The 25,489-nt window shown below is 48.3% G+C and carries 18 protein-coding genes; 7 read left to right on the forward strand and 11 right to left on the reverse strand.

The annotated features are described in order from the left end of the window. Nucleotides 1-49: 49 nt before the first annotated feature. Both AC1XUF_RS07715 and AC1XUF_RS07720 read right to left on the reverse strand, forming a co-directional pair. Nucleotides 50-706 (reverse strand): response regulator transcription factor, encoded by a 657-nt coding sequence (locus AC1XUF_RS07715; RefSeq protein WP_483341101.1) that lies wholly within the window; start codon nt 704-706, stop codon nt 50-52. Beyond that, a complete protein-coding gene (locus AC1XUF_RS07720; RefSeq protein ID WP_483341102.1) occupies nt 703-1,506 on the reverse strand; it encodes a sensor histidine kinase in 804 nt (267 codons plus the stop codon). The genes AC1XUF_RS07715 and AC1XUF_RS07720 overlap by 4 nt, the downstream gene beginning before the upstream one ends. 378 nt (nt 1,507-1,884) lie before the next feature. Between AC1XUF_RS07720 and AC1XUF_RS07725 the strand changes: the two genes are divergently transcribed. Both AC1XUF_RS07725 and AC1XUF_RS07730 read left to right on the forward strand, forming a co-directional pair. Further along, nucleotides 1,885-2,619: a hypothetical protein gene (locus AC1XUF_RS07725; protein WP_483341103.1), complete on the forward strand. Its 735-nt coding sequence runs from the start codon at nt 1,885-1,887 to the stop codon at nt 2,617-2,619. Between the two features lie 17 nt (nt 2,620-2,636). Then, nucleotides 2,637-3,059: a hypothetical protein gene (locus AC1XUF_RS07730; RefSeq protein ID WP_483341104.1), complete on the forward strand. Its 423-nt coding sequence runs from the start codon at nt 2,637-2,639 to the stop codon at nt 3,057-3,059. Nucleotides 3,060-3,084: 25 nt separating this feature from the next. On the opposite strand, the gene AC1XUF_RS07735 is transcribed toward AC1XUF_RS07730, so the two are convergent. The 4 genes from AC1XUF_RS07735 to xth all read right to left on the reverse strand — a co-directional run bounded on the left by AC1XUF_RS07735 (nt 3,085) and on the right by xth (nt 7,854). After that, nucleotides 3,085-5,331, reverse strand: coding sequence for a xanthine dehydrogenase family protein molybdopterin-binding subunit (locus AC1XUF_RS07735; protein WP_483341105.1), 2,247 nt, complete (start codon nt 5,329-5,331; stop codon nt 3,085-3,087). Nucleotides 5,332-5,336: 5 nt separating this feature from the next. Continuing rightward, nucleotides 5,337-6,335 (reverse strand): FAD binding domain-containing protein, encoded by a 999-nt coding sequence (locus AC1XUF_RS07740; RefSeq protein ID WP_483341106.1) that lies wholly within the window; start codon nt 6,333-6,335, stop codon nt 5,337-5,339. Further along, nucleotides 6,332-6,976 carry a (2Fe-2S)-binding protein gene (locus tag AC1XUF_RS07745; protein WP_483341107.1) on the reverse strand — a complete coding sequence of 215 codons (645 nt, stop codon included), beginning with the start codon at nt 6,974-6,976 and terminating at the stop codon, nt 6,332-6,334. Before AC1XUF_RS07745 ends, AC1XUF_RS07740 begins: the two co-directional genes overlap by 4 nt. Before the next feature lie 101 nt (nt 6,977-7,077). Then, nucleotides 7,078-7,854 carry an exodeoxyribonuclease III gene (xth, locus tag AC1XUF_RS07750; RefSeq protein WP_483341108.1) on the reverse strand — a complete coding sequence of 259 codons (777 nt, stop codon included), beginning with the start codon at nt 7,852-7,854 and terminating at the stop codon, nt 7,078-7,080. 267 nt (nt 7,855-8,121) lie between these two features. On the opposite strand from xth, the gene AC1XUF_RS07755 reads away from it, so the two are divergent. After that, nucleotides 8,122-10,650: a PAS domain-containing protein gene (locus AC1XUF_RS07755; protein WP_483341109.1), complete on the forward strand. Its 2,529-nt coding sequence runs from the start codon at nt 8,122-8,124 to the stop codon at nt 10,648-10,650. Here AC1XUF_RS07755 and AC1XUF_RS07760 read toward each other — a convergent pair. Next, nucleotides 10,647-12,395 carry an FAD/NAD(P)-binding protein gene (locus AC1XUF_RS07760; RefSeq protein WP_483341110.1) on the reverse strand — a complete coding sequence of 583 codons (1,749 nt, stop codon included), beginning with the start codon at nt 12,393-12,395 and terminating at the stop codon, nt 10,647-10,649. The genes AC1XUF_RS07755 and AC1XUF_RS07760 overlap by 4 nt on opposite strands. 27 nt (nt 12,396-12,422) lie before the next feature. Continuing rightward, nucleotides 12,423-13,718 carry a YihY/virulence factor BrkB family protein gene (locus AC1XUF_RS07765; RefSeq protein WP_483341111.1) on the reverse strand — a complete coding sequence of 432 codons (1,296 nt, stop codon included), beginning with the start codon at nt 13,716-13,718 and terminating at the stop codon, nt 12,423-12,425. A gap of 130 nt (nt 13,719-13,848) precedes the next feature. On the opposite strand from AC1XUF_RS07765, the gene AC1XUF_RS07770 reads away from it, so the two are divergent. Continuing rightward, nucleotides 13,849-14,643, forward strand: a complete 795-nt coding sequence (locus AC1XUF_RS07770) for an MOSC domain-containing protein (RefSeq protein WP_483341112.1) — start codon at nt 13,849-13,851, stop codon at nt 14,641-14,643. A gap of 310 nt (nt 14,644-14,953) precedes the next feature. Beyond that, on the forward strand, nt 14,954-16,045 hold the full coding sequence (locus AC1XUF_RS07775; protein ID WP_483341113.1) for a PAS domain-containing sensor histidine kinase: 1,092 nt from the start codon (nt 14,954-14,956) through the stop codon (nt 16,043-16,045). Nucleotides 16,046-16,145: 100 nt separating this feature from the next. Here AC1XUF_RS07775 and AC1XUF_RS07780 read toward each other — a convergent pair whose 3' ends face one another. The 3 genes from AC1XUF_RS07780 to AC1XUF_RS07790 form a co-directional block, all read right to left on the reverse strand. After that, complete coding sequence (locus AC1XUF_RS07780) at nt 16,146-18,269, reverse strand: metallophosphoesterase (RefSeq protein ID WP_483341114.1); 2,124 nt, start codon at nt 18,267-18,269, stop codon at nt 16,146-16,148. Between the two features lie 389 nt (nt 18,270-18,658). Beyond that, nucleotides 18,659-21,910 (reverse strand): error-prone DNA polymerase, encoded by a 3,252-nt coding sequence (locus tag AC1XUF_RS07785; protein ID WP_483341115.1) that lies wholly within the window; start codon nt 21,908-21,910, stop codon nt 18,659-18,661. Between the two features lie 46 nt (nt 21,911-21,956). Further along, nucleotides 21,957-23,456 carry a Y-family DNA polymerase gene (locus AC1XUF_RS07790; protein ID WP_483341116.1) on the reverse strand — a complete coding sequence of 500 codons (1,500 nt, stop codon included), beginning with the start codon at nt 23,454-23,456 and terminating at the stop codon, nt 21,957-21,959. 173 nt (nt 23,457-23,629) lie between these two features. Here AC1XUF_RS07790 and dinD point away from each other — a divergent pair, with 173 nt between their 5' ends. Then, nucleotides 23,630-24,469, forward strand: a complete 840-nt coding sequence (dinD, locus tag AC1XUF_RS07795) for a DNA damage-inducible protein D (protein WP_483341117.1) — start codon at nt 23,630-23,632, stop codon at nt 24,467-24,469. A gap of 14 nt (nt 24,470-24,483) precedes the next feature. Beyond that, nucleotides 24,484-25,083 (forward strand): alpha-ketoglutarate-dependent dioxygenase AlkB family protein, encoded by a 600-nt coding sequence (locus AC1XUF_RS07800; RefSeq protein WP_483341118.1) that lies wholly within the window; start codon nt 24,484-24,486, stop codon nt 25,081-25,083. Nucleotides 25,084-25,489: the final 406 nt, after the last annotated feature.

The raw sequence follows: 25,489 nt of genomic DNA on the forward strand, positions 1-25,489 counted from the left end.
TTGGTGTATTCCAGGCGGGAACATTGGCTAATCTTGCCGGGTCGGTTGATCAGATGTTCCCTATGTCAACCATTTTGAGCTTGATCGCCGTCAGTACCATTCCAACCCGGCTTTTCACATTCATTTTCTGGAAAACGGACTCGCGATAACCATCCACTGTCCTTGGGCTGACGCACATCTTGTCCGCAATTTCAACATAAGTGAGGTCGCTGCAGGAAAGTTCGATAAAGTGTTTTTCCCGTTCATTCAGACCCAGTTGATCCGCAGGATTGATCAGATTCTCCGGGGTAAGGCTCTTGATCAGCTGGCTTGTCATATAATCTGTGTAGTAAAATCCCTTTTGGACCAGGGATTCCAGGGCCAGCTTGAGTTCCTGGGGTTTGCAGCCCTTCAGCAAATAACCCCGTGCCCCATTCCTGAGCATTTTCACAATCGATTCCTCTTTGTCATTCATGGATAGTGCCAGGATTTTGACGGCCGGACAATTATTTTTCAGCCAGAAGCAGACTTCGTACCCGTCCATGCCCGGCATATTGATATCGAGCAGGACGATATCAGGGATCATATTGAGCTGGATCCGCTGGATCAGCGCGTCCCCGCCGGATACCTCGTAAATAACGTCGTACCCATCAAATTTCTGCACCAGCCCTGATAGTGCTTTGGCCATAAGCTCATGGTCGTCAACAATGGCAATCTTTGTAATCATACTGTTTTTTCGGAAGGGATCTCTATGACCAGTCTCACACCTTTATTGATTTCTGAATCGAACACATATTGTCCCCCTATAATAGCAATTCTCCGCTTGATATCCTTGATACCCGACGATTCCGCCTTTTCCCGGTCAACCGCTTCGAGGTCCATTCCTACGCCATCATCGCACAAAGTAATCTCCACTTTATCAACGAGATAAGTCATTGCTATTTTCAAATTTTTCGCCCCCGAATATTTGATGGAATTGCTTAAAAATTCCTGTGATATCCAGAGCAATACGGCCTCTACGTCAAAATCCAGAGGGTATACTTCCCCGTGACAAGTCAACTCTGTCTTAAATCTACCAGTCTGCCTGATCCTGGACAGTTCGTAATCCAGCGACCCGATCAGTCCATAGTGCTCGATAAAGTTGATATCCAGACCTTTGGACATAAAGCGAACGACCTGAATTACTTTGCTGACCAGGTCATTCGTTTCTTTAAGCTTTCCCCTGATTTGCTCGCTGGTGCATGGATCGTCTTCCAGGACATTGAGATTGATCCTTACAATGGCCATCAGCTGGCCGAGGTTGTCGTGCAGTTCGGCGCCGACCTGCCGGAGCGTGTGATCCCGTGTTTCTAACTGGACCTGCAGCATTTCCTGTTCGTATCGGGAGCCGGACGATCGTTCTTCAAGAGTGAATGCAGACCGCCACTGCAGCCATCGCCAAAAAATGGTGACAACAGCCGCCAGGATCAATGAGATGACCATGATGGCAATTGGGTTCCCAATAACCTCCTTTCCGAATAACTCCATGCTCCTCTTTTTTCCCGGTTGATATAAATATGTTGACAATCAGATCTGTTCGAATACAAAGAATTCACGGCAGACAGACCCACCAATAAAATTAGGTAGGCAGTGTGACGGCCCAATCGGGTTTTCACCCGTTTCTGACCCAGAAAATCCCCGATTTTAACAGCCAGATTCAACAGAAGGCAAAGAGATGGAAAACCGCAGAGCCTCCGCCAGGGCGGGCCAGCTAACGCCGCCCGCCCCAAAAACCGCATAAATACCTATTAACAACGGTAAATCCCCCCTGGACAATGGTCTCCCGCCAGGATAGCTTTGACCTCACGATAGATTACCAACCTATCCGTGCATTTCAGTGCCAGATTATAACCCACAAAGAAAATTATGAAAAGCCTTTTAATAGCCATGGCTGCCCTTTTCGCGTTCCTGACGATCATTGTAGCGATTTGGACCATTACCTACGAATCCAATGTGAAACCCGTACATCCGCCAGCCATCGGAAAACCAATACTGGCATTTGAGTTTGCCGACAGCTCCGAAGAAATCACAAGCCTTTTTTCAAATCATTCAGGCGGGCCGGATCAAAAGTTCATTGATAAAATGACCGATCTCACCCGGCTGGACTACGTTTTCATCCTCTGTTACACACTCTACATGATTTCATTCGCTATGGAAACAAGATCGGACAGACACAAATTCTGGAACAATGCTGCCTTGATTACGGCCATGGTCTCGGGCTGCGCAGACGTTTGCGAAAACATGCTGCTTCTGCATATGCTGCATACCGTTCAAAATAATATCCATGCCAAATTCACTTCCGAACTAGACTGGCTTCCTCTATTTGTATGGATCAAATGGGAATCAACAGGAATTTTCATGCTTTTCATGACACCCGTTTTGTGGGCGGGCAAGTGGTGGTCCAAAGGGCTGGCCGTACTGTCGTTTACCGTATTTGTATTTGGCGGCTTCGCTTTGACAGATCTTTTAACCAATCATTCACTGAATGGAGGGCTGCAATTCACGAATGCGGTGTTCCTGGCGCTGGGCATATTTGCCATTTATTCAATCGTTCATTTTTTTTCAATGCTTGTCAGAGAATATAAATTTTTGACATCCTAAATATACCTCCTATACCTATGAAGCAGGAATGTCCAAAATCTATACTTATTCATAAGCTTGCAGTCGGCGAAAGCAAGTTGGTAACCGTTGTCGCCGCATGTATTTATTCGCCCGAACGCGTCTCTGTCAATGAGGGGGAAGAGTACGAGATAAGCTGTGACCGCTACCAACGCTGGACGGATGCGATTATACCATCGTCACCAACCGGTTTTACGAATGTGCTGGCGATTTTAGCCGGCCTAAGACTGAAAGGCACGAAATGCTTCTGCCTGTGCGGCGCATACAATGAAACCGAAGAGGGAATTTTTAAAATCGGCTTGTTCAGAAATATCACTATACCGGTGGGGAAAACGTCTCTTTCGTTTTTCGCCAACGACTCGCTTAAACATTACGGCAACAATAAAGGGTCGATTATCATACAAATTAAAAGACTGAAGTAAAAGACAATAATCCTGTAATAATGCATTAAATCAACTTTTCCACCGTAATCGGCAATGCCCGAACCCGTTTTCCTGTCGCATGAAATACCGCGTTCGCTACGGCGGCAGCTACCCCGACAATAGCTATCTCCCCAAGTCCTTTTGAACCGATCGGGTTCACGTGGATATCAGGTTTGTCGATATAAAACACATCGATCTGGGGAATGTCTGAATGAACCGGAATGTGATAGCTGGCAAAATCCTGGGTAATGTACCTTCCATATCGGTGGTCCATTACAGAAGCTTCCATTAATGCCATCCCAATGCCGCCAACGACTCCACCGATGGATTGACTCCTGGCCGTCTTATCATTGATGATTTTACCGACATCCGCACAGGTTACCACCCGTTTCACACGTACTTCGCCAGTAAGCGGGTTTACGTGTACTTCTACAAAATGGCAGCCGAATGAGTACATCGAATACTGGTCGCGTTCGACGCCAGGTTTCGATTCTTCATGAACTTCAAGCTGCTGCAGCTTATGAAATTTCAGAATATCAGCATAAGAAACCCCATGGGATGCACTGGCAGCGGGATACACGGCCCCGTTTCTGACGACTGCTTCTCCCGGCTTTACATTTGCAAAAACAGGCATCGAAGCCGCCAGCCCGATCAGCTTGCTTTTTAGGGATTCACAGGTAACATGTACCGCCGACCCGACGCTGGGAATGGTAGAAGAGCCGTTCTGGCCGGGCGCGTCAGGTAACGTGGAATCACCCAGATCAAACCGGATTTTCCTGGCGCCAATACCCAGTATTTTTGAAGCAATTCTCGTCATCGCAGTACCTGTCCCTGGCCCGATATCCATAGTCGCGCTTTGTACAATCACCGATCCATTGGCCAACATCACCGCTCTGGCCCTCGATGGGTGCCGGTGAAAACCATATAAGCTCGACGCCATACCATACCCTACCAGCAGACCTTCGGATCTCATGGAACGAGGTTCTAGTAAGCGGTTTCTCCATCCGAATTTCTCTGCGCCCAGTTCATAGCATTCTTTTAAGGACTTCGCCGACCACGGCAAATTCCGTTCGGGATCAACCTCTGCGTAATTTCTCTGGCGAAATTCCAGCGGGTCCAGTTTCAAAGCGAATGCCATTTCATCCAATGCCGATTCCAGTGCAAACATACCCGTGGCATCCCCGGGACCGCGCATCCATGTAGGTGTGTTAACGTCCAGGCTGAGCAGCCGGTAACGCGTGGAAATATTAGGACAGGCATACATGACGCGCGTCGCGAGAATGGTCCGCTCCAAATGCTCCTCGTAGGAAGAAGTCTGCCCGGTACCTTCATGCGTGATCGCCGTTAACAGTCCGTCCTTGCTGGCTGCAATTTCTATTTTCTGCACCGTGAAGGGTCGGTAACCAACCGAAGTAAACATAAGCTCCCGTCCCAAAACAAGTTTAACCGGGCGCTTTACCTTTTTTGCAGCCAGTACTGCGGCAATCGTATGCGGCCAGACACGAATGCCCGAGCCAAATGCACCGCCAATGAACTTCGAGATCACCTTTACATTGTCCCGGGGTAACTTAAAAACCTGCGCGAGATTCCCCTGCGCCGACTTAACGCCCTGGTTTTTATCATAAACCGTCAATTTGTCCTCCGCTTCCCAGATCGCGATGACCGCGTGTGGTTCCATGGGCTGGTGATGCTGGGTCGGTATGGTGTACGTCGCCGCTATTTTCACGTCGCCGACCTCCTTATCCGGAGACTTACCCCGGTCGTAATCCTGAAAAGGCGAATTTTTATTCCTTTGGACGCTGGGGGCGATCGTGGCTTCGGAGATATTATCTTCAAAATCAGTCCGATGCATTTCTGCCTTATACTCGATCTGCACAAGCGAGGCAGCGTGCGTGGCCTGCTCCCAGGTTTCGGCGACAACCATTCCGACAGGCTGACCGCTGAAATAAACCAGTTCGTCATAAAAAACTCGGAAAGCAGTTCCCATCGGTGCACGTTCAGCAGGCTGCTTTGCAATACCATAACCAGGTACTGCCGGACTATTCAAGTGACTGATTACTGCCAAAACACCTGGTGCATGTTCCGCAAGCCCGGAATCGATATTTGTGATTTTTCCCCTGGCAATCGTACTGGTGATCAAAACCGCATGGGCGAGACTGCCGACAGGATATTCGGCAGAGTAAGTGGCCGCGCCGGTCACTTTCACACCGCCATCAACGCGATCGAGAGAAATGTCCTGATCGGCGGTAATCAAATGGGATTGGTCAGTCATAGGGTTCACGAAATACCAGCGGCTATCTTCAGCGCTTCCACGATTGCATTGGGCACCAGTTTCAATTTAAATGCATTATGCTCAAATGACCTCGCTCCCTGAATGGAAATTTCGGCAATCTGGCGAAACGCTTCTTCGGTAACCGGCTTACCGATGAGCATCTGCTCGGCACCGTATAACCGCCAGGGCTTGTGGGCCACACCTCCAAGTGCAAGCCTCACAGACTTTATTTCCTTCTGGTCAATATCCAAAGCCGCTGCTACCGAAACGACCGCAAAAGCGTAGGATGCCCGGTCGCGAACCTTCAGGTAATGGATGTTTTTAGTGAAACTTCTGTCAGGCAGTTCTATTGCAAGTATCAGTTCCCCTTTTTCCAAAGTCGAATCCGCCCCGGGTTGGTTGGCAGGCAGCCGGTGAAAATCCTTCATGGCGATACGGCGCTCGCCCTTCGGACCAAGCACATGTACCGTGGCTTCCAGGGCAGCCAAAGCGACCGACATATCACTTGGATTTACCGCGATACAGGATGGGCTAGCCTCATTTTCGTCCAGACCGAAAATCGCGTGCATACGGTTGATACCGTCCAAAGCGCCACACCCCGCACCAGGAACACGTTTATTACAAGGAAAAGCTGTATCGTAAAAATAAGCGCAGCGGGTCCGTTGCAGCAAATTCCCTCCCACAGTCGCCATATTCCGCAACTGTCCCGAGGCGCCCGCTTGTATGGCCTGTGCCAGTAAAGGATGCTTTGACAGAATCGCCTGATGAGAAGTGACTTCGCTGTTTAACACCAAAGCGCCGATCCTGAATGATCCAGCTTTTAGTCCCATTTTTCTGAGCGGCAAATGCGTGATATCTACCAGTTTTTCAGGACCTGCTATCCCGCGTTTCATGAGCTCAATGAGATTGGTACCACCGGCGATAAACTGGGCATGCTCTTCAGAAGCGACTATATCGATTGCCTCCTGAATGCTTTTCGGGCGAAAGTACTGGAATGGCTTCATACCTTTTTCCCATCCGTTTTAACTTCCATAATGGCGTTCACAATATTGGGATATGCCCCGCACCGGCACAGGTTGCCGCTCATATATTCCCTTATCTCCAGCTCGGAATTGGCGTGCCCTTCCCGGATACAAGATACCGCGGACATCAGCTGCCCTGGTGTGCAGTAACCGCACTGAAAGCCGTCGTGCCTGATAAAAGCATCCTGCAAGGGATGCAGATGGCCCCCACTGCTCAAACCTTCAATTGTGGTTATTTTTTTTCCATGCTGCATCACTGCCAGGCTCAGACAGGAAAGTACCCGCTGCCCATCCGCGTGAACCGTGCATGCGCCGCATTGGCCAAAATCGCAACCCTTCTTGGTGCCTGTCAATCCCAGTTGTTCGCGCAGCAGATCGAGCAGGGTAACCCGGGGATCTATGGAAAGGCGTTTCCTGACTCCGTTGACCGAAAGGGACAGTTTTACTTTTTCAGCATTTCCGGTGGGTATTTCATCTGCTTCCGTGTCGGATGAAGCCAGCAAACCAGCGGGTGCCAAAGTCAGCCCAACCAGTGCTACAGATTGTTTCAGGAAAAACCGGCGGTCCTCCTGCAAATGCTCCAGCGGCGTTCCCCCGTCCCCTTTTTGATTTTCTCTCTTCATCAATTTCTGTTTTTTGGCATAAAAGAAAAAAGCGAAAAACGCAATGTTTTACTGCATCAGGCCACATCAGCACAAGGATCATCTATTTTTCAAGACTTTCATCAACTGTCCGCGATTTCAATCCAGGCAGGCGCGTGGTCGCTGGTTTTTTCCCAGCCACGGACCTCGCTGTCCACGCCTCCCGCAACCAGGCGACCGGAGATTTGCGGGCTCAGCAGAAAGTGGTCGATCCGTAATCCTGCATTCCTGGCATAAGCATTTCGAAAGTAATCCCAGAAAGTATAGATCTTCTCATCCGGATAAAGCAAGCGCAAAGCATCTGTCCAACCCTGATCTACAAGCTCTTTGTACGCCTGCCTCGACTCCGGGAAAAACAACGCATTATCCACCCAGCTCGACGGCTTGTAAACATCTTGCTCGGTTGGTATGACATTGTAATCACCTGCCAGTACCACCGGAACTTCCTCTGAAAGCAGGTAGGCCGCATGCGCTTTCAACCGCTCGAACCAGCGCAGTTTATAATCGAATTTAGGCCCCGGGGCAGGGTTGCCATTCGGCAAATAGAGGCAGCCGATCAGGACATTATCGATAATGGCTTCAAGATAACGGCTGTGCAGATCCTCTTCATCTCCCGGAAGCGTATTCCGCACTTCCTTCGGCTCGACGCCCCGGCCGAGAATTGCGACCCCGTTCCAGCTTTTCTGGCCATGCCAGATCGCATGATAACCCGCGTCGAGCAATGCTTGTTCTGGAAATTTTTCCTGTGGCGCCTTTAGTTCCTGAAGACAAACCACGTCGGGTTTAGCTTCTCCGAGCCAGCGTAGCAATACGGGCAGACGACCGTTGACCCCGTTGATATTATATGTTGCTATTTTCATTTCACGTCACCGATTTTAGGTTTATCCGTCCAGGTCATAAGCCCGGTTTCATTGAAATCTAACAAGAACACACGGAGGTGATCGGTATTCGCTTTTTGAGAACTGGCTTAATTTTTGTTTCCAACTGATCTGTTGCGATCAATAGCCCTCATCGTTTCAGAGACTTTTACCTATTCATCAAGTAGTTTGAAATGTCCGCACCGCTGAATACCCGCCTGACTTGATTGATGATCAATAATAAAATACTTTTAGGCTTTTCCCGGAACCATGAATAGTAATTCTCCTCAATTTTTAAAAGGCGGTGGCGAGATGGGCGCTTTAACCAGAGCTTACGATTGGTCGGGCTCACCTCTGGGTGCGCCTGACACCTGGCCGCAGAGCCTCCGCACAACGGTTGCCATGATCTTGTCCTCGCGCTTCCCCATGTTTTTATGGTGGGGAGAAGACCTTATCCAGTTTTATAACGACGCGTATCGTCCCAGCCTGGGCAATGAAGGAAAGCATCCTACTGCCCTGGGACAACGTGGGGAAGAATGCTGGCCGGAGATCTGGCCGGTAATCAAACCGCTGATCGACCAGGTACTGGCCGGGAATGGGGCGACATGGAGCGAAAACCAGCTCATCCCTATTTATCGGAATGGCAGGCTCGAAGATGTTTACTGGACTTTCAGCTACAATCCTGTAATGGACGAATCGGAGGGAATTGGCGGTGTACTGGTGGTTTGCCAGGAAACAACAAAAGCAGTTACCACACTTCAGAAATTGGAATTGAGTGAATCCAGGTTCCGAAGTATTGTGGAGCAGGCACCTGTTGCCACCTGTCTTTTCGTGGGACGTGATATGGTGATTGAACTGGCCAATGAGCCTATGATCGGCTACTGGGGAAAAGATGCGTCGGTGATTGGCAAACCGCTCAGGGAGGCATTGCCAGAACTGGTCGGCCAACCTTTTCTTGGGATTCTGGATGAAATTTATGAGTCCGGCAAACCTTACAGTTCCATCAATGCGCCCGTCGATATCGAGGTCGACGGGGTGCAAAGTACCTATTATTTCAATTTTACTTACAAGCCGGTTTTCAACAGTGCGGGGGAGGTTTTCGGGATTGTCAATATGTCTATCGATGTGACGAGGCAGGTCCTTGCCCAGAGAGCGGTCGAGGAAAGTCAGATGCAACTGCTCTCCCTGTTCGAACAGTCGCCGGTGGCGATTGCCCTGATCGTCAAAGAAAATCTGACATTTACCATGGCCAATTCATTTTACGGTGAAATGGTCGGAAGGACACCTGAAAGCATTATCGGCAAGCCATTATTGGAAGCCTTGCCCGAACTGGCGGGACAGGGCTTCGACCAGCTACTCTACCGGGTTATCGAAACCGGAATTCCTTATATATCGAAAGAGCAGTCGGCTAACCTGGTCAGGAATTCCACTCTCCAGACCATTTATGTGGACCTCATTTATCAGCCTAAGGTAGACGTCGGCGGCAAGATTAGCGGCGTGCTCGTTGTTGCAGCGGATGTGACGGAACAGGTACTTGCAAGGAGGCAGATACAGGAGGCAGAAGGAACCCTGCGCGGCGCGATCGAACTCGCAGAGCTGGGTACCTGGGAAATGGAACTGGTCACAAAAAAAACCACGTTTTCGAAGCGCGTCATGGAATGGTTCAACCTGGACGACGCGCCACTTATTTCGATCCCCGACCTTTACGGACATATCCACCGATCGGACAGGAAATCGGTGAGAAAAGCCTTTGCAAAGGCCACGAACCCCGACAGCGACGGTGTTTTCGATATTGAATTTCGCCTGACCGGAAATGACGGGGTAAAACAGAGGATCTTACACGCCCATGGGAAATCTCATTTTAACGACAGCGGGGAAGTGTTCAAGATCAATGGTACAGTTCAGGACGTAACACGCCAAAGAAAGATCCAGCTGGAACTCGAAAATCAGGTACAGCTGCGAACGGAGCAGTTGCAGGAGGCGAACAGGGAATTAGCCGCCAGCAACACAGAGCTGGCTTCGATCAACGTAGAATTCATGACCATCAATGATGAGCTGACCCAATCGAATCATCTCCTTGCCAGGTCCAATGAAAACCTTGAGCAGTTCGCTTACGTTGCTTCTCACGATCTGCAGGAACCCCTGCGGAAAGTGCAGTCTTTTGGCGACTTACTCATGAAAAGGCATTCCGGGCAGCTTGGGGATGGGGAAGACTATGTGAAAAGAATGCAGCTCGCAGCCAAGCGCATGTCTGTCCTGATCGACGATCTGCTTACCTTTTCACGGCTGTCGGTAAAGCCTGATACTTCCGAACCGGTTGAACTCTCAAATGTCATCCGCTCAGCGATATCTGCATTGGAACTGACGATTCAGGAGACTGGTGCGAAAATCCTGGTGGAAGAACTCCCGGTGATCATGGGCGATCGCCTGCAACTGGGGCAGCTTTTCCAGAACCTGCTGAGCAACGCGCTAAAATTCCGGAAAACAGGCGTATCTCCCCATATCACGGTAAGAGCAGCAACCGTAACCACCGACAACCTCCCCAACCTCATCAAGCCCTTGCGTCACCAGGGGATTTACCACCGCATCGATGTCACAGATAACGGCATTGGCTTCGACGAAAACAATGCGGCGCGGATCTTCCAGGTTTTTCAACGGCTGCACGGTAAGAACGAGTATCCCGGTACGGGTATCGGGCTGGCGATTTGCGAAAAAGTAGTTGCAAATCACGGTGGGGCGATTACCGCGTCAAGCCGCGAAGGTGAGGGTTCCACTTTCAGCGTTTTCCTCCCATTTTAACCTGCAACCTCCACTTTTTCCATACCTTTCAACACCTGCGTCACAATCCCCGACGATGCTTCCTCACAGAAGTCGAGCCCTGAATAGTCCGGGTTGTAGCCTCCGATATAAGGAACAGCCATGATATAGACGCGGGGGTTGGCATTTCCTTCCGAGTCTACGATCTGAAAGCTGTCGTTGATCGTAATCCCGGGTACTTTGAGATAATAATCACCATCGGCCGCCTCTTCAACTTTTTTACTGTTCTTGGCGAGTTCGGCAACCGCATTTTGGCTGTGCTTAAACCTGATACGCGCCGGGCTGACTGATCCATTGCTCAAAAGACCTTTATAGGGAAATTCCTCATAATCCAGATGCGGCTGGCCGACACAGTCTACAAAGGTCTGGTAGTAAACAGATTGACCTTTATTGTTTTCATCCACATAGTAATAGCTGACGCCGCCTTTACTTTCCGGTTCCACTTTGCTGTCCTCCCCTACCGAAACAATATCCAGCTTTCCCGCGTCGTGCAGGGCAAGCAGCTCTTCGCATGAACTCTGGGGTACAAACGCAATCACCATGGAGATCAGCGGCATCAGCACTTTCTGAAGACGGAGCATGTCTTCCGCCGACAAATACTTGGCCGGGTAATTCATCGTAAAGCTGAGCACAGCAAGCACCTCCTTCCAGTAAATAGACTGCCGGTGTTCAATGGATTTCTCGGCTTCGGCATACTCTTCTTTAAAAAGCTGAAAGGGTTCCTTGTTCTCCCGGTAGCCCATCATGGCGTCAACGAACTCCTCAAGGGTGAGGTCTTTGATTTTTTTGTAAAAAGCCTTGTCCTTGCTCCGAAATTGCTGTTTAAAATTTTTATCGAACACATAATCCAGTGAAAGAAAGCCGTCGTTTTCTTCCCGGTTCTTTTTTAGCTCCTGAGGAGTAAGCATGGATTCGTCCGATAACAGGGGTTCTTCAAGATGAAAGCGAATAGCTGGCAGCATGCCGCTCCTGGAATGCATCACCAGTTTGAAATCAGGCGAATCTTTTGCCGGATGGAAAACCATCTTATCGTCCGATACCTGTTCAAAACTTCCATTATGCCTCGAAAGCGTCCTGATCGCGTCTATGGCCGTAAGCGAGGAGCCCTTGATCGCAACGGGGTGATTAAGTTTCAGTCGCAGTTTCGAGGGCGGATAAGGCGAATCGAAATAGCCGGGGACGGCCCCTTCGTGCTTTCTGGGCCAATTGTGCCCGGTACAAATGATGACCTGATCAAATTTCCTGTTTCTCCGGCCGGCAATTTTCAAACTAACCTTCCCGCTGCCAGGCAGGTCTGAAATATCTACAATTTTACAGCCAAAATGTACCGACACGGCAAGTCCCGCTTCTTTAGATGTTTTTAAAAGCAGGTCGAACTGATCCGAAAGGTACTGGCCAAATAGCAGCCGGGGCAATACATTGTATTCGCTGAATCTTTCTTTATCGATGCCATAATCAGACAACGTTTTGTCGGGGACCGTCTTTATCCATTCCGAAATGGATGTAACAATTTCGGGAATTTCGTTGTCCGACACATTGGTAATGTGCTCAGGATTGGCACCTTCGGCGCTATATGGCATCCCGGCGCCCAACCGTTTTTTGGCTTCAAAAATGTCAATCTTAAAATCCGTCCTGCCACTTTCTGCAAATCTCTTTAAAACAAACAAGGCGCTCGGCCCGCCGCCGAGAATCGCGATGTGTGGTTGCTTCTTTTTTAGCGCTGTCATCGGTGCGTTAATTGTTCCGGCTTCTGGTTAAAAATTCGTTTTTGGGGAGTCATTGTGGGTACTGCCGGTCCGCATCAGCATTTTGCGAATTCCAGTGATCAGGTTCTTACCATAAATAATACTTAGAGCCAATGAAATAACAGTCGATCCGAGTAAAATCACGTATCCCCAGTAGTCGCTGTTCAGGCTCCTGTTAAGCAGGTCGCCCAAAATGAGGATAATGGTAATCGCCGTGACAAAAGTGATCAAAGCCAAAACAGCGTAATAAGTGAAGGGCGAGGCCACTTTTACAAAAATCGACTTCATCTCTGTCCTAAGCAGGTCCAGTTTCCCGTCAATAAAATCTGTGAAAATGGACAGCAGTTTGTTCTTGCCGCCTTTAACGACTTTGTCTGCCCCATGCTTTGTTTCCGGGACGGGATTAGCCATTTCGGCCTCATGCCTCGTCATCAGTACCGCATGTTCATTCGGCGCGATCGCCACCCCGTCGGATTTGGCATATACCTTGGTAAATTCTGCCCCGAAATAGAGTATGATCGACGAATAGTAGATCCAGGTAAGCAAGATCACAATAGACGCGGATGTCCCGTATGCTGCGCCCAGATCGGCCTGGCCGAGATAGAAGCTGATCACGAATTTCCCAATGGCAAATAAAACTGCGGTAAACGACGCGCCGACAATGCATTCCTTCCATCTGACATGCCCGTCGGGCAGTACTTTAAATACAACAGTAAAAAGTGCCGCAATGATGACCAGTACCAGCCCAACATTCAATACCGAAAAGATGACCACCGAAACCTCCGAAAAATAGCGTTCGAGCCTGTTGCTCAGCGCATCGACCATTGCATTAACGCCCAGGGAAACGATCAGGAGAAACCCAAGGGTGACGATAAGGGAGAAGGACAACAGCCTGTTTTTCAAATATTGGAGCCAGCTTTTCTGCGGTTTAGACTTAATAGACCAGATATAGTTGATCGAATCCTGTATCTCGGCAAAAACGCCCGTGGCACCAATCAACAATGTCAACCCACCAATGGCGGCTGCCGTATTGGATTTGTTGGTAATCGAGGCATTCTTGATCAGTTCCTGCACCTGCGCAGCAGCCTGTTTCCCCACAAGCCCGCTGATCTGTCCAAACAGCTCCCCTTCGAATGCCTCCTTCCCATAAAAAATACTGACAATCGAAATAATCAGCAACAGCATGGGCGCAAGCGAAAAAATAGTGTAGTAGGATAAGGCCGCACTCAGTTTGAGCGCATTATCCTCTGAAAATTCCGAAAAACTTTCTTTGAATAAAGAAATAATAAATTTGATCCGGTTCATTTGATGCACGTAATGGGGAAACCATTGAAATGGCTGTCCGATCCAACTAAACAATTGTACCAGCAGCCTTTCGGGAACGATTTTAATACAGTTTAGGGCATCAGTGCCTTTACCCGAACAAGTCAATACTATGCATCTGTCTGAAATATGGATCTATCCCGTGAAATCGCTGGGTGGCGTACGCGTTTCGGAGGCACAGGTGCGTGAAAGGGGCCTTCAATATGATCGCCGCTGGCTGATTGTGGACGAAAACGGCAAATTCCTGACCCAGCGGGTGAATGCACAAATGGCGCTGATCGACGTGGCGCTGAAACCGGAAGGTCTGTTATTGCGCAATCGACTGAAGCCGGCGGATGGCACGATGGTTCCCTATGAGCCCGCCTCCAACATTCCTACCGAAGTGCGGATCTGGAAAGATACCGTTACCGCTTTCACAGTTTGCGATGAGGCAGATGACTGGCTTACCAGGCAACTTGGAAAAAAGGTAGGGATCGTTGCAATGACAGAAAATTCTGCACGAAAAAGAAGCCCGGAGTATTTCAGGAAGGGCGAGGAAGTGAGCTTTGCGGATGATTTTCCTTACTTGCTCATTTCACAGGCTTCACTGGAGGATCTCAACAAGCGGCTGGACAGGCCGGTCGGCATGAGGCGTTTCAGGCCCAATCTAGTTATTTCGGGAACCTCCCCTTTTGATGAAGATTCCTGGCAGTTTTTTAAAATAGGTACGGCATCCTTTGAAGCAGCGACTTTGTGCGAACGGTGCATCATGGTGAATATTGATCCCGAACTCGGCACAAAAACCGCCGAGCCGCTTAAGACACTGGCCTCTTTCAGGAGAGAAGGCAAGAAAATCTTCTTCGGGAGAAACGCTGTCAGCATTGAAAACGGGACCATCATGGAAGGGGATGAAGTAATATTACTGTGAAAAAATCACGCAGTTATCAGATCAGACATCGCGGAATTCCTGTCGGCTTTACAGGTACCGGATGATCCTGCTCTGGACCGGACAGCAGCAAAAATATCCGGATGCCGCGTCCCGGCGATTGGCGAGAAAACCTAAAAGAACCATTTAACAAATAAATTCTACACAATGACTTTAAACAAACATCCACACGGAGCAGCCATAGGTAATTTAGTATACCTGTACTGGACATGCCAACGATTCCACAAATTAATTCGGTAGTTATACGAATATTTGTGTTTTAAATTAGTAGTCCAACATATAAATACCCCGTATGGATCTCATTACCAAGGCACCCTATCAAGGTAACCGATTTAATAAGGAACTTTTCTTTGAAATTTCTCAGGATTACCTGTGCATTGCCGGGTATGATGGCTATTTCAAGCTGGTAAATCCTGCTTTTTCGAAATTGATGGGCTATTCCGATGAGGAGCTGTTCGCGAGGCCGATAGATACCTTTATTTACCCCGAAGACCGCAATGTAACTGCCCAGTTCCGCAAAAAACTCATGGAAAACGTCCCTCTGTTAAACTACGAAAACCGCTATGTAACCAAAGACGGCGAAATCGTATGGCTGGCGTGGACATCGATGCCGAGAAAAGAGGATCAGTTGGTGTTTGCGATCGCCAAAAATGTTACGCACAAGAAAATCCTGGAGAGGGACCGCAATATATTACTGACCAACCTCACGCGTATTAATAAGGAGTTAAAACAACTTACGTACACCACTTCGCATGACCTGCGTTCCCCCGTAAATAATTTGCTGGCCGTGTTCGACTTGCTCGATACCTCTAAAATAGGGGACGAGGAAACACTGGAATTCATTGATATGCTAAAATCCGCAACGGAAAATCTGAGGGATACCTTAAATCATTACGTAGATACCCTTGTACAAAAAGACCTTTTATCTGTTAAAAGAGAAGAGGTGAACCTGCAAAATACCTGGAACTCGGTAAGACATTCCCTGAGATCGCTGATTGAAAATTCGAATGCCTTGATCAGCGTCGATTTTTCGGAATTTGAAACCATCCGTTTCAATGCTGATTACATGGAAAGCATCTTTCTGAATTTGATAACGAATTCGATCAAATATGCCATTCCTCAATCATTCCCCGTCATACATATCTATACACAAAGAGCTGGGAACCTCAAACAGCTTGTCTTTTCAGATCAGGGAACTGGGTTCGATATGGAAGTGGTAAAAGATAGGATATTTGGTTTGAATCAGACCTTCCATAGCCACATTGATGCCAAAGGGGTTGGTCTGTACCTGGTCCACAACCAGGTAACCAGCCTGGGCGGGAATATCACGCTGGAAAGCCAGCCGAATAAAGGGGCTACATTCAGGCTGTCGTTCAGAAATTAAGCGGGACTCGAAGGGCCGGAATGTAGATTCAAGTTGAGTCAGCTATGATCTTCCCACAAATGATTTACCGGGAGACATAGAAATTTTGTTCGGTGCTCTCCTACTGGATTACAAACCTTTTCGTGATGGTATGCGACTCCGATATGATTTTGAGGAGGTAAGTTCCCTTGGGGAGCATCCCCGGAAAGACGACCCTCCTACGGCCTGCTAAGGTAATTTGTTCAGCCAGTACCCGATTACCGGAGATATCGTAAACCAGCAGTTCTCCGGTAACGTTTTTTCCAGCCGCTAATTCAACCGTAACTTCATTTCCAGAGGAGGGATTGGGCAATATCCTGATATCAAACGCGGGCCATGTTGAATTCAGCTTCACAGCGATTACCCTAGAGTAAGAGTAGCTCCCATCCTGATCGACCTCTTTCAACCTGTAATAAAGTGTATTTTCCTTCCCATCAATTGTCAGCTTGTCCAACCAGCTGTAACGCCGGGTTTCTGCCGAATTACCTACGGCTTCGATCTCCGCGATCTCTTCGAAACCTTTTCCTGCCAGGAAGCGCTCGAGGATGAATTTGTACGCGTTTGCCTCAAATACGGTACTCCAGTTCAAATTAATATGGTTATTCTCGTCGGCGAGGCCATTGAAAGAGATCAGCTTCACCGGAAGCGCCGGGCTGACTTTTACATCAAAAGTATCGCTGACGCAATCGAGCCCATCCTTGACAATGTATTGGGTATCAACAATGGGAGACACGGTCACAGAACGGGTTGAGCCGCCCGTATTCCAACTGTAATTTCCGATGAAAGAAGCGTTCAAGGCCACACTTTTTCCAGACACGAGATTAACAGTTGTTTTCTGCCCTACATTTTTTTCCATTGTAAACTGGTCCCTGATTATACCGTCGGCACCAATCCATTGAGCATCCAGCCTGTTTGCTTCCACTTCAAGCAAAATCACACCGCCGTGCGTCGCATCTGCGATCGGCAGGGCATCGTGAGGGTAACCTGCCTTGGTACCACCAAGCTGACCGGCCGATCCTGCAACGACATATACCGTCCCTTGTGCCTTCGATGGACTTTTAATGTATGGACAGGAATCGACGCTACCGTCGTACCTGCCTGTGGATGTGCTCAAATCATGGACGGCCGGATCGAACGAGTTTTCCAGACCATAGTGACCTTTCATCAGTTTGGAGCGTTCGTAGTCGTGACTGTGCCCGCAGAGTATCAGGTCAACCCCGTTGCGTTCCAGTATGCGAAGAAAGTTTTCCCTGATCTTCACCAATTCCTGCTCCATATCCGAATCATGCGACCCCTTTGTGTATGGAGGATGATGCCAGTAAGCAACGATCCAATCCTTATTTGCATTTGCGGCAAGATCTTGTTTGATCCAGGTCACCTGCTTTCCAAGCGTATCGTAAAGTCTTGTCGCATTATCCTCCCGGCCATAAGAATCCAGCGACAGAAAATGTATATTTCCATAATCAAAGGAATAATAAGCCTCTGTGCCGGAAGGAACGCCACCAGATTCGCCCTGTTTTGGCATGGTGAAAATATCATAGTAGGGCACCTGATGATTGTCCTGCTTGACAGCGTTATCAGCATAATCGTGATTTCCGGGAGACGGGTACAATGGGCTATTCTTCAGAAAGCTGTCCTTGTAAACATTGAAAAAGTTAGATTGGTATTCGGCGTCCGTGCCTGCATTATAAGCATTATCTCCCAATAATATCCAGGCGTCGAGGTAGTTACTCCCAAGGTACGCACCCAGGTGGTCCCTTACATTGATCTGGTTAACCGAGTTATTGCCACAATCGCCAAAAGCTGCAATCCTGTATTTGCCCGTGGATCCAGGCAAAGGGGTTGTTTCAAAATAATGATCTGCACCGCCTTCTAAAATAGCCGCAGAAGTGCCAACAGAATAGAAATACCTCGTTTTTGCAGTTAAACCAATGAGCTTGATTTCGTGTTCCGTGACGAGCGAATTGTCCGTCACCGCCTTATTTAAGTCGCCCGGAGAGCTGCCAAATTTCACCTGACTGTCTGTCGGTTCGTCGGTACGCCAGCGGATTACCATGCTCGTAGCAGAAGCCGATTGCAGATAAGGGCCGCGGATCACGCTGGGTATCAGTTGGTGTTTGAAATCAGGGCTTACCGCACGCCCCTCCCCCTCAAAGCTGCTCCCTGCACACAAAAAGAGGTATAACCAGAAATTCAACTTTCTCATTGTCAGCAAATTGAACCTTCATTAAATCTTGTACTCAAGATGAAAAAAGTTCGGACATTTCAAAAAATGAATGTACTAAAAGACATATCTATTGATCAAACGGCAAAACAATGTTTGGGCTTACAATAAGAAATAAATAACATATTGATTTGAATAGCCAAACCTGTTTGAAACCAGCTATCATCAGTCAGTCTCTCTAAAAATTCAATCATATCGCTCGTTTCCCTTGCTGAAAGTCGGAGCGGCAAATGCGAAAGGGTTTGATTAGGCACATCCAGCCCAATTCCTGCGCCGCCCGGCAGACAGCGTCCCTCAACAATACGATCTGGGAATCGGGACTGAAGAGCAGTATGAACTGGCGCAGATTGCGAGTAATTAGGGATAGTACATTACCTGAAATTCCGGCCGGAAGGAAAGATTTCCGTCTGAACATCTTTCCTGACCTGCGTTCTTTTGTTGATTGCCTGGGAAACATATTCATCCTTTTCGTCTGCGCGCGAGAGGGTCAGGATATCCGGGTTTGGTTCTTCCGTTGCTGTGAGCTTTCGGAGTAAAACCGACAAATCATAGCATTTCTGGACAATCACATGGGTTACGTCACCTTCGCGCTGCAGCTTTCCTTCTACCATCAGCAGCCTTGCCCGCAGGATTTCCTTCCGGTATTGTTCAAATAGCTTTTGAAAAACAACCAGGTTCGCACAGCCTGTTTCATCTTCAATGGTAATGAAACAGACACCGCCGGCAGTCCCTGGCCGCTGACGGACCAACACTAACCCGGCCACTTTGACCATTCTTGCATTGCCGATCTGGTCCAGTTCTTTGGTTGAAAAAACTTTGAGTAATGACAATTTCTCCCGCACAAAACTCACGGGATGCGCTTTCAGTGACAACGAAGTGGAGGTATAATCCTGCACCACATGCTCTGAAAGCGTCATTTGTGGCAAATTCACGGCAGCCTCCATGGAGCTTTCCGACGCATGCCCTTCGAATAAACCGATGGGCCGGTCATTCAAAGCCGATACTTCCCAAAGTGCTTCTCTCCTATCCAGACCGATTGACCTGAATGCATCCGCATCGGCCAGTTTTTCCAGTGCGGCTTGCGGAACCCCTGCATCACGCAAGCTATGTATGTTGGTGAACGGCTTTTGTCTTGCTGCCATCAGCAATTGCATGTCATCCTCCCTCAAACCTTTTACCTGCCTGAAACCCAGCCTGATCGGGCAATAATTCTTCTCATCTTTCTTTACCTCCAATTTCTTTTCTTCCAGAAGATTATCCCAATCCGAATAGTTAATATCCACCGGCCTTACTTCCACGCCATGTTTTCTGGCATCAATGATAATCTGTGCGGGCTGGTAGAAACCCATAGGCATGCTGTTCAGCAAAGCGGTGGCGAAAACATCGGGATATACACATTTGAGGTAACAGGAAACATACACCAGCAATGCAAAACTGGCAGCATGGCTTTCCGGGAAACCATAACTGCCAAATCCTTCCAGTTGCTTGAAAATGCGCTGGGCAAATTCCTCCGTATAATTATTCTTAACCATCCCCTGAATCAATTTCTGCTCCAAAGCCTTCACAACACCCTTTGATTTGAAAGTAGCCATACTGCGCCGGAGTTCGTCTGCCTCGGTAGGTGTGAAACCGGCAGCTACGATTGCAATTTTCATCGCCTGCTCCTGAAAAAGCGGCACACCCAATGTTTTTATCAATATTTCTTTTAATTCCTCCGTGGGATATTCAACGGTCTCCTCATCATTTCTCCGTCTTAAATAAGGGTGCACCATATCCCCCTGAATGGGCCCTGGGCGCACAATGGCCACCTCTATCACCAGATCGTAAAAACAGCGCGGCCTCAAACGTGGCAGCATCGATTGCTGCGCCCGGCTTTCGATCTGGAAAACACCGATGGTATCCGCATTGCAGATCATATCGTAAACATCGTCTCTCTTCTGAGGTATATTAGCCAGTGTATAGTCTTTGTCATAATGTTTTTTGGCAAGGTCAAATGCTTTCCGGATACAGGTCAGCATCCCCAGCGCCAGCACATCGATTTTCAGGAAACCCAGTGTATCAATGTCATCTTTGTTCCATTCAATGCAGGTCCTGTCCACCATTCGTGCATTGAGGATGGGGCATAAGTCGGATAATTTGCCTTGCGTGATTACGAAGCCGCCGGTATGCTGCCCTAACTGACGGGGGAAGCCTACGTATTGCCGGGTCAGATCAAGGATTTTGATTAAATGCGGATCATTGGGATTAAAACCTTGCTCTGCCACCCGCTTTCCTTCAAACCATTCATCCGTAAATTCCCAGATCGAATTGGAAAGCCGGTTAATCGCATCCAGGGACATGCCCATTACTTTGGCCACGTCGCGGATCGCGCCGCGCTGATGCACTTGGGTAACGGTTGCCACAATGCCCGCCCGGTCGCGCCCATACTTTTGATAAATATATTGGATCACCTCTTCCCGGCGCTCATGCTCAAAATCTACATCAATATCCGGCGGCTCATTGCGTGCAGAGGAAATGAAGCGTTCAAAAAGCAGGTCTATTTCGATTGGATCGACAGACGTTATTCCCAAACAATAGCAAACCGTTGAGTTGGCTGCCGAACCACGGCCCTGGCAAAGGATCTTTTGCTCTTTTGCAAAACGCACAATGTCATACACGGTAAGAAAATAAGGTGCATATGCCATTTCCTCAATGAATTTCATTTCGTACTCAATGGCAGATCTGACTTTCTCGGGTACTCCGTCTGGATATCGTTCTTTCGCACCTTTCCAGGTAAGGGCTTTCAGCTCTTCCAGGGGCGTGCGTTCCCCGCTGGTAATTTCTTCGGGGTAAATGTATTTTAATTCGTTAAGGGAAAACTGGCAGGCCTCCGCAATTTCCTGCGTACGATGTACCGCATCGGGATAATGGCGGAAAAGTCGCAGCATTTCGTCCTTTTCTTTCAGAAACCTCTCCCCATTCTGGTAAAGCCGGAAACCTGCATTGTAAATCGTACATTTCTCACGGATGCAGGTCAGGATATCCTGCAATTCACGGCGGCCAGGATTGTGGTAGTATACATCATTGGTAGCAACCATCGGAATATCCAGCTGCTCCGCCAGTTGAGAAATGCGGTACAGTCTTTTGGTGTCATCGCCCTGATAAGAACGAGCAGCGGCCATGTAAATATCCTTTCCAAATGCCCATTTGTATTCCCTTAGGGCATTTTTAAAACCCGGTTCAAAATCAAAATGTGTGTTCAATGCAGCGGGAGGCACCACCATCAGTTTCATGCCTTTTGCATAGCGGTAAACATCCGACTTATATAAATCACACTTGCCCTTTTCAGTCCGAAGATTACCCTCGGTTAGCAATGCAGAAAGCTGCGAATAAGCCTGTTGCGTAGTAGGATATGCCAGCAAACTTGGCCCGTCCAGCAGGTCCAGCCTACAGGCAGGGATAATTCGGATGTCTTTTCCCTTGGCGGCAGCATGGCCCCGGACAATGCCCGCCAGCGTGTTCCGGTCGGTAATGGCAATTTTTTTATACCCGAATTCCAATGCCTGATGCACCAGTTCCTCGGGATGCGATCCTCCGCGGAGAAAGCTGAAATTGGTCGTTACCTGCAGTTCGGTGTAATTCATCTTTGGCTGGGATTTGGATTACGGGCCTTAAAGACTTATCCATTTATCAACTAAAAAACCCATGTAAAAACCATTTTGAATTGCGCTCGTCGTAGTGCCCCAGACGGAAAATCCAATATCTGGCACCGGATTGATCTTCTACGCAGTAATAATCCCGGTGAAGGCCTTGTTCCAGCCACCATTCCCGCTCGATCCGCTCCGGCCCGTCGGCCCTTCTGACTACATGTACCTGGTTTTGATACACAAAATTCATGGGGGGATAATCAGGTACCGGAGAAGTGGCAGAGATAGGTTGGGGATGACGCAATAAATGCATGGGCCTTGGTCTGTCCGTACGCCAAATCGTATCCGGCTTTTCTTTTAAAGACCCTGCAATTTTAACCGAGCGTTCGGGCCAGTGATGCTCATCGGGCAAATAGCGATGTATCGACTGCAATCCCGCCCTTCCGGCAAGCCTGTCGAGCAGTTCCATCAAGCTTGCATTGTCGGCGTTCCCTGTCATGTTCCAAAGCGTCTCCTGAACAGGATCAACATCCTCTACAACAGGCGCTTCCAAAACAAAAAGCTCCATCCCCAAATCGGGCTCCATAGTGGCTATCTTCAATTCGAACAGCTTGAACAAATGCTCGATGTGATGAGAAGCACGGTTTGTGACAATATCGATCTGCTCTGTTTTTCCATCAACCCGCATTCCTTTAAAAATGGCCATCCTGATCCCCTTTTCCTCTTTTACCAACCGGCTGCACAAAATTTCCAAAAGCTTTCTCAACGCAATCCGGATACCCGTAGCCGTTACAATCGGCTCCATACAAGGCAGCCTTTCCTGATAGGGTACTACTGGCTGTACCGGCTGAATAATCTCGATCGCATGCCCCAGAGCCTGGTCCATCCGGTCCAAAAGCGGCTGGCCAAAGCGCCTTCTCAGCACCGACCTCGGCATATCGATAAAAATCCGGATCTGATAAAATCCTAGTTTCTGCATCCGTTCCAGGACCGGCGGCTCTAGACGCAATGCGGCAGGAGGCAAAGGCAATAATGCTTCTGCCTGCGCATCCGGCCGGATAATGCGCTTATGCTGACCATAATGCGAAACCGCCCAGGCTGCGCCGATGGTATCGGCAATAGCCGCACTGACATCATATCCGATTTCCCTGAGCCTGGCAACAATCTCTTTCAGGTAAGCCCGCTCCCCACCCCATAGATGTGCGCATCCGGTAATGTCAAGGATAAGGCTATCGGGCATATCCACAGCGACAACAGGTGTATAACGTATGCACCATTCCGCCAACCCGTTCAACAGCTCCTCTGCCTTGCCTGGCTTATCATCGATTACTTCCAGTGCAGGGAACAGCGCCCTTGCGTCCGCCACTGCCATTCCTACATCAATACCATTTACAAGAGCCTCTGCGCTGGTAGCCTTCACAACCATACGCCCATGCTCCGGCGCAGCCAGCACAAACTGCCTACCGGCAAGTCCGGGACGCTCGATCACAACCCAATCCGTGATTAAATGTTTGAACCATATGTTTGCGAAGCGCTGCGACATTGCTGGGCAATTAGTAAATACAACTATCTATAAAACAATCATTTATATATTTATTGATACTTTAAATATCTTAAATTTGATTACAATAATATCAATTCGCTTGTTTATATCCAAGCCTTTTTTCAATTTTGTTACAGACAAATATTCTTTCAACACACTTAAACTTTTTGGTCATGAATACAAATCAGAAGCGTTCCCTGTTCGAAGAAATCAGAAAAACCGATGCGTACGGAAACGAATTTTGGAGTGCCCGTGAACTGGCAAAAATCCTGGAATACACGGAGTACCGACATTTCAAATCCGCCATCGAAAGAGCGAAAGAAGCTTGCAAAAACAGCGATTCCAGCGTTTCGGATCATTTCGAGGATATGCTCGAAATGATCGAACTAGGAAAGGGGGCAAAACGGAAAAGTGATAATGTGAGGCTTTCACGCTACGCTTGTTATCTCATCGTGCAAAATGCCGACCCATCAAAGGAAGTGGTTGCCCTGGGCCAAACCTATTTCGCTATTCAAACCCGTTTGCAGGAGCTCAGGCAAATGGAGGAGTACCAAAACCTGCCCGATGATGATGAAAAACGCATTTTTCTAAGAGGCGAAGTCGCCCGGCATAATCTGCTCTTAGCCGACTCAGCGAGAACTGCGGGTGTTGTGGAACCGATCGATTATGCTGTTTTTCAAAACCACGGCTACATGGGTTTATATAGTGGATTGGATGCAAAAGCAATTCATGAAAGAAAAAATCTCAAAAAAAATCAGCATATCCTCGACCACATGGGCAGTTCTGAATTGGCTGCCAATTTGTTCCGCACTACTCAAACCGACGACAAACTGAGAAGAGAAAACATTACAGGGAAGCAGCAAGCGAACAAAACACATGTTGAAGTGGGCCAAAAAGTTCGGCAAACCATTCAGGAGTTGGGAGGTACTATGCCGGAAAATCTTCCCAGCGAAAAAAGTATAAAAAGGCTTGCCACAAAAGAGCCGAAAAGAACCGGAAAGAAATTAAAATGAAAGAATCGTGAGAAATGGAACAGTTGAAATTATTTGATGATCGACCGCATATTTTGTTGCCGCAACATTTGATGACTTATGAGCCGGAGTTCTTCAATGCTGCTGACAGCGAGCGATATCTGGATACTTTTCTGAAAACTGTTACATTTCAGCAAAGTAAGGTCATGATGTATGAAAGGGAAGTGCTCACACCCAGGCTAACCGCCTGGTTTGGAGACTGTACGATTCGTGATGGTGATCCGCGGGCGCCGATCGCTTGGACCAAAGAGTTGCTGGAAATTAAATCGAAAGTGGAGGATTTTACGGGCATCAAATTCAATGGCGTACTGCTCAATTATTACCGCGATGGCAATGATTCGGTAGCCTGGCATAGCGACAAAGACACCATCGTCGGTCTTAAAACTGAAATCGCCTCCGTCAGTTTCGGCCAGCCCAGGAATTTTGATTTCAGGAATAAGGAAAATCATCGGCAGCAATATTCGCTGGAACTGGGGAATGGATCGCTGCTTTTGATGAAGGGGGATTTGCAGAAATATTGGGAGCACCGGATTGCGAAGTCTGCAAAACCGATGAAGGCGAGAATTAATCTGACTTTTAGGAAGATTTTGTATTGATGTGATAAATAGGCATTCTGTCTCGCTCATTCGCAACGTTATGATTGCATAATATAAACGCAACTTTATAGTTGCGCAAGGTTTTTTGAGATGTTTCTTTTAGCGCTAAGTTTTGCATAGTAAAAAGAGCCAGAGGCTCGACCGACATCCTAACCCCGGGTTTCAACCCGGGGTACAAGAGTAGTAGGCCCGCCGCTTTGATGTGCGTTGGTACGGACTAACGGACAAGTCCCAAACGGTGGAGGGGCAAGTGGCGCGGATAAATCAATAAGGACAAAGTAGTGAGTATCCAGCGGATAGGGTCAAGTAATGAGGATCAAGCGGTAAGAGTCAGCTACTACGGTCAGGCGGATGCGAGCAAGCGGCTAGGCTCTACGGATTGAAATCCGTAGTTAGCAAATCTGTC

This window comes from Dyadobacter sp. HNCC25DJ185 (genome assembly GCF_056895195.1).